The 13,632-nt window shown below is 38.7% G+C and carries 14 protein-coding genes; 13 read left to right on the top strand and 1 reads right to left on the bottom strand.

Going from position 1 to position 13,632, the window contains the following annotated elements; genetic code table 11:
* Positions 1 to 32: 32 nt before the first annotated feature.
* From H7T93_RS08095 to H7T93_RS08045, 11 genes are all read left to right on the top strand, one after another.
* Complete coding sequence (locus H7T93_RS08095; RefSeq protein WP_002891112.1) at positions 33 to 413, top strand: RidA family protein; 381 nt, start codon at positions 33 to 35, stop codon at positions 411 to 413.
* A gap of 173 nt (positions 414 to 586) precedes the next feature.
* Positions 587 to 1,240, top strand: a complete 654-nt coding sequence (gene queC, locus H7T93_RS08090; protein WP_037600856.1) for a 7-cyano-7-deazaguanine synthase QueC — start codon at positions 587 to 589, stop codon at positions 1,238 to 1,240.
* Positions 1,240 to 1,683, top strand: coding sequence for a 6-carboxytetrahydropterin synthase QueD (gene queD, locus H7T93_RS08085; protein WP_048790219.1), 444 nt, complete (start codon positions 1,240 to 1,242; stop codon positions 1,681 to 1,683). The genes queC and queD overlap by 1 nt, the downstream gene beginning before the upstream one ends.
* Positions 1,676 to 2,392 (top strand): 7-carboxy-7-deazaguanine synthase QueE, encoded by a 717-nt coding sequence (gene queE / locus H7T93_RS08080; protein ID WP_049546068.1) that lies wholly within the window; start codon positions 1,676 to 1,678, stop codon positions 2,390 to 2,392. The genes queD and queE overlap by 8 nt, the downstream gene beginning before the upstream one ends.
* Before the next feature lie 122 nt (positions 2,393 to 2,514).
* Entirely contained in the window at positions 2,515 to 3,006 is a 492-nt protein-coding gene (gene queF / locus H7T93_RS08075; RefSeq protein ID WP_003097375.1) for a preQ(1) synthase, read from the top strand.
* A 265-nt stretch (positions 3,007 to 3,271) separates the two neighbouring features.
* Entirely contained in the window at positions 3,272 to 5,233 is a 1,962-nt protein-coding gene (locus tag H7T93_RS08070; RefSeq protein WP_201041764.1) for a CAP domain-containing protein, read from the top strand.
* 126 nt (positions 5,234 to 5,359) lie between these two features.
* A complete protein-coding gene (locus H7T93_RS08065; RefSeq protein ID WP_070476105.1) occupies positions 5,360 to 6,130 on the top strand; it encodes a DUF1003 domain-containing protein in 771 nt (256 codons plus the stop codon).
* Positions 6,111 to 7,001 (top strand): RNase adapter RapZ, encoded by an 891-nt coding sequence (gene rapZ / locus H7T93_RS08060; protein ID WP_002891103.1) that lies wholly within the window; start codon positions 6,111 to 6,113, stop codon positions 6,999 to 7,001. Before H7T93_RS08065 ends, rapZ begins: the two co-directional genes overlap by 20 nt.
* Positions 6,998 to 7,972: a YvcK family protein gene (locus H7T93_RS08055; protein ID WP_175057615.1), complete on the top strand. Its 975-nt coding sequence runs from the start codon at positions 6,998 to 7,000 to the stop codon at positions 7,970 to 7,972. The genes rapZ and H7T93_RS08055 overlap by 4 nt, the downstream gene beginning before the upstream one ends.
* Positions 7,969 to 8,880 (top strand): DNA-binding protein WhiA, encoded by a 912-nt coding sequence (gene whiA, locus H7T93_RS08050; RefSeq protein ID WP_175057614.1) that lies wholly within the window; start codon positions 7,969 to 7,971, stop codon positions 8,878 to 8,880. The genes H7T93_RS08055 and whiA overlap by 4 nt, the downstream gene beginning before the upstream one ends.
* Before the next feature lie 17 nt (positions 8,881 to 8,897).
* A complete protein-coding gene (locus tag H7T93_RS08045) occupies positions 8,898 to 10,295 on the top strand; it encodes a C69 family dipeptidase (protein ID WP_175057613.1) in 1,398 nt (465 codons plus the stop codon).
* A gap of 55 nt (positions 10,296 to 10,350) precedes the next feature.
* On the opposite strand, the gene H7T93_RS08040 is transcribed toward H7T93_RS08045, so the two are convergent.
* Positions 10,351 to 11,172: a PrsW family intramembrane metalloprotease gene (locus H7T93_RS08040; RefSeq protein WP_145516817.1), complete on the bottom strand. Its 822-nt coding sequence runs from the start codon at positions 11,170 to 11,172 to the stop codon at positions 10,351 to 10,353.
* 157 nt (positions 11,173 to 11,329) lie between these two features.
* Here H7T93_RS08040 and H7T93_RS08035 point away from each other — a divergent pair, with 157 nt between their 5' ends.
* Together H7T93_RS08035 and H7T93_RS08030 are read left to right on the top strand one after the other, a co-directional pair.
* Positions 11,330 to 12,874 carry a zinc ABC transporter substrate-binding protein AdcA gene (locus H7T93_RS08035; RefSeq protein WP_048790516.1) on the top strand — a complete coding sequence of 515 codons (1,545 nt, stop codon included), beginning with the start codon at positions 11,330 to 11,332 and terminating at the stop codon, positions 12,872 to 12,874.
* A 218-nt stretch (positions 12,875 to 13,092) separates the two neighbouring features.
* Positions 13,093 to 13,491, top strand: coding sequence for a hypothetical protein (locus H7T93_RS08030; RefSeq protein WP_004182418.1), 399 nt, complete (start codon positions 13,093 to 13,095; stop codon positions 13,489 to 13,491).
* The last annotated feature ends 141 nt before the right edge of the window (positions 13,492 to 13,632 follow it).

Here is a 13,632-nt window from a genome sequence, read left to right as displayed (position 1 = left end):
AATAGCAACATATTAGTCAAAGGAGAACTATCATGGCAAAAACTATTCATACTGATAAAGCACCAGCAGCAATCGGACCTTATGTTCAAGGTAAAATCGTAGGCAACCTTTTGTTTGCTTCTGGTCAAGTACCATTGTCACCAGAAACAGGTGAAATCATTGGTGAAACAATTCAAGAACAGACAGAACAAGTTCTTAAAAATGTTGGTGCTATTTTGGCAGAAGCAGGAACAGACTTTGATCACGTTGTTAAAACAACTTGCTTCCTAAGTGACATTAACGATTTCGTTCCATTTAACGAAGTGTATGCAACTGCCTTTACATCTGATTTTCCAGCACGTTCTGCGGTAGAAGTGGCACGTTTACCAAAAGATGTTAAAATTGAAATCGAAGTTATCGCTGAGATTGATTAATGAAGAGAGCCTTGGCTCTTTTCTTTTTTTCTCAACTATGATAGACTATTAAAGATAAATCATTTTCGATGTTTGGGAGACACCATCGCTAAAAAAAACCATTACTGGCGTTTTTTGGCTCCCCCAAGGGGCCTTTTTATGTGTCTCAGACATCACGAATTAAGAGGAATATTATGAAACGTCAATCAGCTTTGGTCGTCTTTAGTGGCGGTCAAGATTCTACTACTTGCCTATTTTGGGCTCTAAAACATTATGAAACAGTTGAATTAGTTACTTTTGCTTATGGCCAACGTCATAGCTTGGAAATTGAAGTAGCTAAAGAGATTGCGCAAGAACAAGAGCTTAAACACCATGTTTTGGACATGTCTTTGCTTGGTCAAATCACTGAAAATGCCTTAACATCTGATATTGAGATTGAGGCAGAAGAAGGTGAAGTTCCTAATACTTTTGTGGACGGGCGTAATCATCTTTTCCTTTCTTTTGCAGCTGTTCTAGCTAAGCAACGTGGTATTACTGATATTGTTACGGGTGTTTGTGAGACAGACTTTTCTGGTTATCCAGACTGTCGTGATGTTTTTGTCAAATCGCTTAATGTTACACTTAATCTAGCCATGGCCTATGATTTCGTTATCCAAACCCCTCTCATGTGGTTAGATAAGGCTGAGACTTGGGCTTTGGCTGACCAACTAGGAGCTTTTGACTATGTTCGTGAAAAAACGCTAACTTGCTATAACGGTATTATTGGAACTGGTTGTGGGGAATGCCCTGCCTGTCACTTGCGTCAAAAAGGCCTTGAAAAATATCTAGCGGAAAGAGGAGAAGCTTAATGTTCTTTGCACCGAAAGAAATCAAAAAAGAAACAGGTGAGTCCTTGGTTTACAATCCTCACCGTACAATGGTTTCTAAAGAGTTTACTTTTGATGCTGCCCACCATCTCTTTAATTATGAAGGCAAATGCAAATCACTTCATGGTCATACCTACCATCTTCAGATTGCAGTAAGTGGATACTTGGATGAGCGTGGCATGACCTTCGATTTTGGTGATCTAAAGAGCATTTATAAGGACCATTTGGAACCACAGTTAGATCACCGTTATCTCAATGAGACTTTGCCTTATATGAACACAACTGCGGAAAATATGGTTTTCTGGATTTTCCAGATAACGAGTCAACATCTGCCTGAGGAGAGAGGACTTCGTTTGGAATATGTGCGTCTTTATGAAACACCAACAGCCTTTGCAGAGTTTAGACGGGAGTGGTTGGATGACTAGAGAACGTGTACTCAAACTACCTGTGCTTGAAATTTTTGGACCGACCTTTCAAGGGGAAGGGCGAGCTATCGGTCAAAAGACCATGTTTGTAAGGACAGCAGGATGTGATTACCATTGTGATTGGTGTGATTCTGCTTTCACTTGGGACGGGTCAGAGAAGCCAACGCGTATGACAGCTGATGAAGTTATTGAAGCTTTGGATGCGCTAGGAACTTACGACTATGTTACTCTTTCTGGAGGGAACCCAGCTCTTTTAGCGGCAAATATGGCTGAACTCGTTTCAAAACTCAAGGCTAGAGGAGTGACTTTGGCCGTTGAAACTCAGGGTTCTCGCTGGCAGGAGTGGCTCAAGGATATTGATCAAGTAACCTTAAGTCCTAAACCACCATCATCCAAGATGGAAGTCAATATGGAAACCCTTGACTTTATTGTTTCACAACTTGATCCTGACAAAGTTACCTTCAAGGTTCCTGTTTTTGACGATGATGATTTAGCCTTTGCTAAAATGATTCAGGAACGTTATCAGCCAGATGTCATGTTTCTTTCAGCTGGTAATCCAGAACCGAAAGCTGAAGGTAATATCGTCCAACATCAATTAGATCGCCTCAAAGAGCTCTGGGAGACAATAGCTGCTGATGACTCGTGGGGAAATGTGCGTGTTCTCCCTCAGCTTCATACCCTACTCTATGATAATGAGCGCGGAGTCTAATCTTCACATTCTATAAGCTTAGAATTGATAGTATTTTTACTTTTTTAATGATTAACATTAGAAATTTAGATTAAAAATTGACCATATAAAGGTCTAGAAAAATTAACAACAAAGGAAGAAAAATGTCACAACAAGAAGAAATGAAAAACCTCACTCTCCTTGGTAATAAGGAGACACCTTATATTTTTGAATACTCTCCACAAGTCTTGGAGTCTTTTGATAATCGTCACACTGATAATGATTACTTTATCAAATTCAACTGTCCAGAATTTACGTCACTTTGTCCTATTACTGGGCAACCTGATTTTGCAAGCATCTACATTTCTTATATTCCAGACCAGCTCTGCGTTGAGTCGAAATCTCTAAAGCTTTACCTATTTAGTTACCGTAATCACGGAGACTTCCATGAAAACTGTATTAATACCATTGGTAAAGATTTGGTGGAGCTTTTGAACCCTCGTTACTTGGAAGTTTGGGGTAAATTTACACCTCGTGGTGGTATCTCGATTGACCCTTATTATAATTACGGTCGTCCAGAAACTAAGTATGAAAAGATGGCAGAGCAACGTCTCTTTAATCACGATCTTTACCCAGAAAATATTGATAATCGTTAATGTCAAGCTAAAAGTCCTTATGCAAATAGTGGGCTTTTTTTCTTGGTTAGACACCTGTCTTTAAGCCGTAAAGGAAACCTGTTTATTTATTTTTTATAGTTGAAAGTAAGGGTATTGTTAGTTTTTCATTGGTCTGTTCTTAGAAACTTCTATTATTAAAATAATTTGACAATAGAAGTTTTATTTCTTACAATTAAGGTGTAAATGGAAATGTAAGCGATTGCTTATGAAAGGTATACTTGTTTTTAAAAAGGGGATGAAGACAATGAGAAAAAGTTTACGTCTATTTTCGTGTGCTGTTTTAGGGGCAGCCATATTAGCGCCAACGGTAGTTGGTAATAATCATGCACAGGCCGATAGTTATTATGGTCGAGGTTACTATAACAACTATTATCCAAACTATGGTTATAACTACGGCTACAATGGTTATTATCCAGGCTATAATTACAATTATGGCTATAACTACGGTTACAATGGCTATTATCCAGGCTATAATTACAATTATGGCTATAACTACGGTTACAATAATTACTATCCAAACTATAACTATGGCTATAATTATGGCTATAACAACTATAATCCTGGTTACAACAACTACAACGAAACAGGTACTTACCGCTATAGCAATGGTTACTTGTACTACATCTTGAGTGATGGTAGCTACTATGTTAACTATAACGGTCGTTGGGTTCGTGGTGGTGACTATAATAACAACAATAGTGGTTCTAACAATACACCAACGACAGGTTATGAGGTTTTGAGAAATGACCCTCACTACCGTTATGAAAATGGTACTCACTATTATTTGAAAGATAATGGCGATTATTACTATTATTCAAATGGTAAGTGGGTACTTGTTAAGGCTTCAAACGCAGATTCAGAAGCTCCAGCAACTTCAGAGACAACTTCAACTGTAGATTCAACTTCATCAGCAAGTTCAGAAGCAGCGTCAACTGTAGATTCAACGTCATCTGCAACCTCAGAAGCACCATCAACTGTTGACTCAACTTCATCAGCAAGTTCAGAAGTAGCGTCAACTGTAGATTCAACTTCATCAGCAAGTTCAGAAGTAGCGTCAACTGTAGATTCAACTTCGTCTGCAACTTCAGAAGCACCATCAACCGTTGATTCAACCTCTGCCACAACTTCAGATGCTGCTTCAACAGGTAATTCAACTTCAGAAGCGGCTTCAACTGGTAACTCAAGTTCTGCTGTAACGTCTGACTCTTCTTCAGCAGCAACTTCAGAGACAGGTTCAACATCAGAAACAAGTTCTGAAGCTCCTGAACTTGAAAAACCACCATATGCGCCTGAAACAAACATTGACTATGATAAGTTGCCAAAACCAACATTGCCACCAACAGATTATCGCATGTACTCAGATCCACGATTTGTAGATGACAACGGTACCTATTACTACCGTGTGGCTATGACTGATGAAGAAAATGCTCGCGGTATCGATGGTTACTACAAATGGGTTGATGGTAAGTGGAAACTCTACAATGGTACTGCCAATGATGACCCTGAGCTTGACCCAGACTTCCATAAACCAGCAGGAAACGATGAATACATGTACGATGACAACGCATCAAGTGTTAAATTGTATTCTGAAAATGTTGTTGGTACTGGTAAAGCAGGTGAAGCTTTGCCATTCCAAAATGTGGATGAATTCAAAGATTATGTTATTAAGAATTTTGCTCCAAAATTCTTAGATAATGCTGGCTGGGATTGTAATGTAACTTGGGAAATTGAAGATGTTGACAACTTCAACGCTTCTAAAGGCAGTGCTTGGGCACGTGACTATGTTATTACAGCTAATCTCAAGAGCGGTGTTGACGACAAAAAATATAGTGATGTTGAATTTGGTTATGTTAAATTTGTTTATCATGTAGAACCAACTGAAAACTCTGATTACGTTGAAGTGGACTCAGCTAAGGCTGCCTTTAATGAAATCAATGCGCAACGTACATCAGCTGGTTTACCAGCACTTACATGGTCTGATGATCTATACAATAGCACAACCCTTCCACATGCCAAAGATATTTCACACACTTACAGCAGTGATGGTATTGTTTATCGTCGTGAATCTGATGGTTCAGTTGTAGCCAATAAATGGTTGAGTAGTGGTATTCGTGAACTTCTCATGAGTCCAGATGCTACTCAAGCAGCAGTAGCTTGTGTTGTCGCTGGTGACGGTACTTACTACTGGACTTTAAATTACCAATAAGAAGAGTTTAAATTAATTGTCCCAACAATGGAGGAGTCTGAGGTTAGTCTTGGACTCTTTTCCTTTATCTATTGAACGTTTAAGCTTTCAATATGGTATAATAGAGCCTAGAAAGAAGGCGAAAATATGCAGGTTAAGAGAGTTCAGGATTATATCTCAAAAGAGTGGTTCGATGAAACCGATGGCTCCTATTTCGAACGTCTAAATAGTCGTTTGCAGGTGCTTTTGAAAAAAGATTACCCTGATTTACGAGGAAATGATTTTATTAGTAATATCAGCCTTTTAGACTATAGGTTAGTTTTTCTTGATGAAGTTATTTCTAATGCTAATGAGAAAAACGAACACGTTCGGGAAACTGTTCACGATGTCACCAAAAGTTTGTTGTACGAGGATCAGGATATCCAGGAACAATTGGATAGTAGAATTACTTTTGGCCAAAAAGTAGCGGATGAAGTGGCCCGGTTTGGTGGATCTTGGACTTTTATCTTGTCATTTGTTGCTTTTATGGCTATTTGGATGGGGCTGAATGTTGTTCAACCCTTTGGAATTGCCTTTGATAAATATCCATTTATTCTGTTGAATCTGGCCTTGTCTACTCTAGCGGCCGTTCAGGCACCATTGATTATGATGAGTCAGAATCGAGCATCGGATTACGACCGTTTACAAGCGCGTAACGACTATCACGTCAATACCCAGTCTAAGGAAGAAATCCGACTTTTGCATGAAAAAATTGACCACTTGGTTCAACAAGACCAATCAGATCTTCTGACAATTCAAAAATTGCAGACAGAAATGATTATGGGGGTTAGCCAACAAGTTGAGAAGATGTCAGACGATATTCGTGCCTTGAAAGAAGAAAGACTAGAAAGGGAGTCTCATGGGAACGAAAAAAATTAATTTAGTTGTTGTAACAGGGATGAGTGGTGCAGGTAAGACTGTAGCAATTCAATCTTTTGAGGATATTGGATACTTCACCATTGATAATATGCCACCCTCTTTGGTACCTAAGGTTATCGAATTGGTAAAACATAGTGAAGAGACAGATAAGATTGCTCTTGTCGTTGATATGCGTAGTCGCTTGTTCTTCGATGAGATCAACGATATTCTGGATAAATTGGAAAGTAATGAGGAACTTAATTTCAAGATTCTATTCTTGGATGCCACGGATGGTGAATTGGTTTCTCGTTATAAAGAGACACGTCGTAGCCACCCATTAGCGGCAGATGGCCGTGTTTTGGATGGCATCAAGTTAGAGCGTGAGCTTTTGTCACCGCTTAAGAGTTTGAGTCAAAACGTGGTAGATACGACAGAATTGACTCCACGCCAACTGCGTAAGGCTATTTCTGAACAGTTCTCATCTGAACAAGACCAATCTTCTTTCCGTATTGAAGTTTTGAGTTTTGGTTTTAAATATGGATTGCCATTGGATGCAGACCTGGTTTTTGATGTCCGTTTCTTGCCAAACCCTTATTATGATCCTGCACTTCGCAACCTCACAGGTTTGGATAAAGAGGTTTTTGATTACGTCATGAACCATAAGGAATCAGAAGAGTTTTACAATCATTTGACACAGCTTATCAAACCAATCTTGCCTGGCTACAAGAAAGAAGGTAAGTCTGTTCTTACCATTGCTGTTGGCTGTACAGGTGGTCAACACCGTAGTGTAGCCTTTGCACATCGTCTGGCCCAAGACCTAAAAAATGATTGGACAGTCAATGAAACTCATCGTGATAAGGATCGACGTAAGGAGACAGTGAATCGTTCATGAAAAAACCAAGAATTACAGTAATAGGTGGGGGAACTGGTATCCCAGTCATTCTTCGTAGTTTGCGTCATAAGGATGTTGATATCACTGCTGTGGTAACTGTAGCTGATGATGGCGGTTCTTCGGGAGATTTGCGTGATATCATGCAACTGACACCTCCAGGGGATTTGCGTAATGTTTTGGTAGCTATGAGTGATATGCCTAAACTTTATGAAAGAGTTTTCCAATATCGTTTTGATAAAACCGATGGTGCTTTGGCTGGTCATCCACTCGGAAACCTAATCATCGCTGGAATTTCAGAAATGCAGGGATCTACCTATAATGCCATGCAGCTTCTGACGAAGTTCTTCCACGTTACAGGAAAGATTTATCCAGCTAGTGAGACAGCCTTGACGCTTCATGCCGTTTTTCAGGATGGTCATGAAGTAGTAGGGGAGAGTAGTATTGCCCAGTACGATGGCATGATTGAACGCGTTTATGTGACCAATACCTATAATGATGAAGAGCCTAAGGCCAGTCGTAAGGTTGTTGATGCTATTATGAATAGTGATATGATTGTTTTAGGTCCTGGATCTCTTTATACGTCGATTTTGCCCAACCTTGTGATACCAGAGATTCGTCAGGCTCTTATCGAGACCAAGGCTGATGTGACTTACATTTGTAATATTATGACTCAGTACGGAGAAACGGAGCAATTCTCAGATGCCGACCATGTGGCTGTTCTTAATCGTCATCTTGGCTCCGATGTGATTGACAATGTCTTAGTTAACATCAAGAAAGTGCCTAAGGAATACATGGCTAGTAATAAATTTGATGAATACCTTGTTCAGGTTGAGCATGATTTTGAGGGCTTACGTCGTGAAGCAAAAACAGTTGTGTCTTCTAATTTTCTGCGACTTGAAAATGGTGGTGCCTTCCACCATGGTGATTTGGTAGTGGATGAGCTCATGCACCTAGTGAGGAACAAGTCATGAGTTTCACGATTAAGGTTAAAGAAGAGATAATTGCTGCTTCAAGCAAAGACAAGGCTGAATTGTCAGCATTGATTAAGATGTCCGGTTCGGTTGGATTGACCAATCAAGGATTGACTCTTTCCATCCCAACAGAAAATGCAAAGATTGCGCGACATATCTACCAATTAATGGAAAGTCGTTATCAAAGTAATCCTGAATTGAGACATCACAACAAGACCAATCTCAAGAAAAATCGTGTTTACACGGTTTTTGTTGCTGACCATGTCAATGATATTTTGTCCGATTTACAATTGGCGGATTCTTTCTTTGGCTTTGAAACAGGCATTGAAACATCAGTAATGGAAGATGACGAAGCTGGAAGATCCTATTTACGAGGCGCTTTTTTGGCAACCGGAACGGTACGTGATCCTGAAAAGGGTCGTTATCAATTAGAAATTTTTTCCGTTTACCAAGACCACGCAGAAGACTTAGCTTCTCTCATGAAAAAATTTATGCTCGATGCTAAGGTTTTGAGTCATAAAAATGGGTTTGTGACCTATCTTCAAAAAGCTGAGGACATTATGGATTTTCTCCTTGTTATCGGCGCAATGAACTCTAAGGATACCTTCGAAGAGGTCAAAATTATGCGAGAAACCAGAAATGATCTGAATCGTGCCAATAATGCGGAAACAGCCAATATTGCTAGAACGATTAGTGCTAGCATGAAAACAATTAATAATATTATCAAGATTATGGATACGGTTGGCTTGGAGATTTTACCGGTGGAGCTGCGCCAAATTGCCCAACTTCGTATTGCCAACCCAGATTACTCTATCCAGCAGATTGCAGATAGTATAGAACCTCCTCTGACCAAGAGTGGTGTTAACCATCGTCTCAGAAAAATCAATAAGATTGCGGACGATTTGTAAGTAGAAAGGAAGCTTTTATGGCTTGTACAACGATTTTAGTAGGTAAGAAAGCCTCATATGACGGCTCTACCATGATTGCACGTACTGAGGATTCTCAATCAGGCGTTTTTACGCCCAAAGAATTTCTCGTCGTGACCCCAGAAGACCAACCACGTCATTACCAGTCTGTGCTTAGCAATTTTTCAATTGATTTGCCAGATAATCCTCTACGTTATACTTCTGTCCCAGATGCGCTTGGGAAAGACGGTATTTGGGGTGAAGCTGGTATTAACTCAGCTAATGTTGCCATGAGTGCAACAGAAACAATCACGACTAATGCGCGTGTTCTCGGCGCTGATCCTCTTGTTAAAGATGGTTTTGGAGAAGAGGATATGTTGACTTTGGTCTTGCCATATATCAAGACGGCGCGTGAAGGTGTCCTTCGTTTGGGGCAACTTCTTGAAACTTACGGAACTTACGAATCTAATGGTATTGCTTTCTCAGATACTGAAGAAATTTGGTGGCTAGAGACCATTGGTGGTCACCATTGGATTGCAAGACGTGTTCCAGATGATGCCTATGTCACTAACCCAAACCAACTTGGCATCGATCACTATGAGTTTGAAAATCCAGACGACTATTTAGCCTCACCAGACATTCGAGATTTTATTAATAAACATCACTTGGATTTGACTTATTCTAATGAACACTTTAATCCACGTTATGCTTTTGGTAGCCAACGAGATAAGGATCGTCATTATAATACACCACGTGCCTGGGCAATGCAGAAATTCTTGAATCCAGAAAAAGATTATGATCCAAAATCATTCTTTATTCCATGGTGTCAAAAACCATACCGCAAAATTACAGTTGAAGATGTTAAATATGTCTTGAGTCTTCATTACCAAGATACACCTTACGATCCTTATGGACCTCAAGGAGATGCGGTGAGTCAACGCCAATTCCGTCCAATCGGTATCAACCGTACTAGTCAAACAGCTCTCTTGCAAATGCGTCCTAACAAACCATCAGAAACGACAGGAATTCAGTGGTTAGCCTATGGATCAATGCCATTTGGTACAATGGTGCCATTCTGGACTCAAGTCGGAACAACACCTGCTTATTTCCGTCAAACAACTGATAAAGTGGATACAGGTAATTTCTACTGGAGTAATCGCTTGATTGCCGCTATCTGTGATCCTCATTTCCAACAGCATGAAGCTGATTTGGATGCTTATGTAGAAACAACTATGGCTCTTGGCCATGCTATGATTAATCATGTAGATACTGCTTTAGCAAATGATGAGAGTATTGATTTTGAAGCTGAAAATCAAAAAATTAGTGATAAGATTCAGTCAGAAACAGATAATCTATTGGCAAAAGTCTTAGATGATGCAAGTAATTTGATGACCAATCGTTTTTCTATGAGTGATTAAAGTCATCAAAAAAGCCTTTCCATAAAATTGGAAAGGTTTTTTAGTATTGTAAACATTACTTGTTTTCTTTATCCAGTTTCGAGAGGAGCTGATAAAGCGTAATAAAGAAGAAAAGATTGAGTGAAATGAGAAGGCCTGATGCCCATGGCAAATCGCTTTCTAAATTTCGAAGAGGTGAATTCCAAGCAAAGTGTGCAGCAAAAGCACCGCAAGCATAAAGTATACCAATAAGACTGTATTTAGAATTAATGAGTTTTTGACGGGAACGCCATATAAGGACTAGTCCCATAGCAAGGAAGGATGTGTAAAGCCAGTGAGACGATACAGCACCAATAGTTCGACCAAGAATACCTGAAATCGTATAAGAAAAACCATCAGGCAAATCTGAAAGAATATAGGAGAAGTCTTCACTAATCTGGAAGCCAAGACCTACCGTAATAGCAACAAGCAAGATCCCCCTGTAACTTTTCGTTGGTACCATATAGATAGCAAAGAGAAAAGCTGCTAGTTTTAGGGGTTCTTCAACTAGGGGAGCCATAAGGGCATCCTCAAAGCGGTAGAAGAAACTCTTTGAAGAAAGATGAGCAGTTACCCAATCGTGAGAAAAGGTATTGGCATAACCAGCTATCCATCCTGTTATAAAGAGTCCACCAATTAGAGCAAATATGAGAACAAGTGGTTTCACCTGCCATCTCTTGCTTAAGTACTGAATCAGAAATATTGCTGGTACGATATAACATAAGGCAATCAGTGTTGATAGTCCAATAATACCGTATGCCGAACCAGACAAAGCGCCTGAAGTGTATGATTGTGTATCATAAGTCAGGCCTATGGCTGAAAGCAATAAAAAAAGATATAGGATTAATTTTCGAAACATGTATAACCTACTTTCCAAATGATATTTCCAGTATATCAAATAATTCTTTCTCGCCGAAATATTTCAATTTTTTTATTTATGGGCTTGCAAAATAAATGAAATGTGATATACTTAACCAGTAAACTATTAACTGGTTAAGTATTTTGAAAGGAATAACATGAAAAAGAAACGCATTTTTGGCCTAGCAGGATTAGCAGCAGTTGTTTTAGCTGCTGGTGCAGGTATTTATTATACGACTAGTCACCACGGTTCAAAAGGAAATGGTGACTTGAAGGTTGTGACCAGCTTTTACCCTGTTTATGAATTTACCAAGCAGGTTGTAGGAGATGAGGGAGAGGTGTCTTATCTCATTCCTGCTGGAAGTGAAGCTCACGATTTTCAACCATCTACTAAGAATGTCGCTGACATTGAAAAAGCAGACACTTTCGTCTACCTAAATGAAAATATGGAAACCTGGGTTCCGAAAGTTGAAAAGTCTATTAACACTAAAAATACAAAAGTCATTAAGGCAAGTCAAGGCATGGTTCTCTTACCTGGAACAGAGGAAGAAGATCATGATCACGGTGGAGAAGAACATCACCACGAATATGATCCTCATGTTTGGCTCTCACCTAAACGTTCTCAAAAATTAGTTGAAACTATTAGGGACGGTTTGATTGCTCAACATCCAGATAAAAAAGCAGTCTTTACAACCAATGCCGAGAAATACCTTAAAAAATTAAAGACTTTGGATAAGGAGTATACTGAAGCCTTTAGTCAAGCAAAACAGAAAAGTTTTGTTACTCAGCACGCAGCTTTTGCCTACCTTGCCTTAGATTACGGTTTGACACAGGTACCAATTTTAGGTGTTTCAGCTGAGTCCGACCCTTCTGCAAAACGTATCGCTAGCCTTTCTAAGTATGTCAAAGAATATGATATTAACTATATCTATTTTGAGGAAAATGCTTCAAGTAGTGTTGCTAAAACCTTAGCTAACGAAGTAGGAGTTAAGACAGCAGTTTTAAATCCAATTGAATCACTAACTAAGGAACAGTTGAAAAAAGGTGAAGACTATGTCAGTGTTATGACTGAGAACCTAAAAAATCTTCGTTTAACAACGGACGTTGAAGGTAAAGCTATCCAACCTGAAACGGGAAGTGATGACAAGAAAACGGTTCAAAATGGTTACTTCGATGACAAAGATGTTAAAGATAGAGAACTTTCGGATTGGTCTGGTGAGTGGCAATCGGTCTATCCTTATCTTCAAGATGGTACTTTAGATCAAGTATTTGAATACAAATCTCTATTGAATAAGGACAAAACAGCACAAGAGTATAAAGAATACTACACTAAGGGCTATCAAACAGATGTTTCTAAAATTGCTATTGACGGTAAAAAGATGACCATGACTTTCACAAAGAATGATGGAAGTAGTGTGACACACACTTATCGTTATGATGGGTATAAGATTTTGACCTATGCTTCTGGTAAAAAAGGTGTCCGTTATCTCTTTACAGCAACTGACAGTCAAGCAGCAGATAACCCTTACCAATATGTCCAATTTTCAGATCATCAAATAGATCCAACAACTTCAGCACATTTCCATATTTTCTTTGGAAATAGTAGCCAAGATGAGATTCTAAAAGAAATGGATAATTGGCCAACTTACTATCCTGGAAAACTTAGTGGCTTTGAAATTGCACAAGAAATGGTTAGCCATTAATACTAGAAATGCACTCATTCATGAGTGTTTTTCTTTTTTTAAAAAATCTTTCATTTCTTAAACTCTTAGAAAATTGCTAATGTCATTAGTTTTAAACAAAAATTTAAAGCATCGTATTTTTTCTAAAAAAATCCTGTAAAAAATTAAATAATTACTACATTTTTTCATTCTTTAGTGGTACAATAATAGTACGATTTTCAGATGACCAGGAGAGACCCATGAACCAGTATTTAGTAGCGATACATTATATTCAACTGCTTCAAGCAGAACTCGATATTCTAAATCATGATGCACGCTTGCTTTTTGATTTAAAGATTGAACCAAATCTTGCTAAAAGAGAGCTTGCTGACTTGAAAGTATCCCTATCTAAATTATCTGACAAAAATCTTTATATCGAAGGTACAATCTGGTATCAGCCAAGTTTGTTTGCAATCATTGATCAAAATTTAGGGGTTATTGATGACTGGCTCAAGGAATTAGATGACTTCTTTGAATTTACCTATAGTACAACAGTTTTCACTGTTTTGAAAGAAAATGAAAATCGAAGTTACGACTTATTACTTGGTCTCTATAGCCGTCTTGAATACGTTATTTCAGAAATAAAAAATTGCCGTTAGATGACTAACGGCTTTTAGTATATGATAAATTGTAAAATATAGTGCAACAAAAAAACTCACAGCCTTTCATTGGTGTAAACTGTAAGTAACCACACAAACAGAACCCGAGGAAACACTATGAGCTACTCCCATCTTACCATA

The organism is Streptococcus sp. 9.1 (assembly GCF_016648815.1).
GTDB lineage: Bacteria > Bacillota > Bacilli > Lactobacillales > Streptococcaceae > Streptococcus > Streptococcus salivarius_E.
This window is presented reverse-complemented; position numbering and strand designations above follow the sequence as displayed.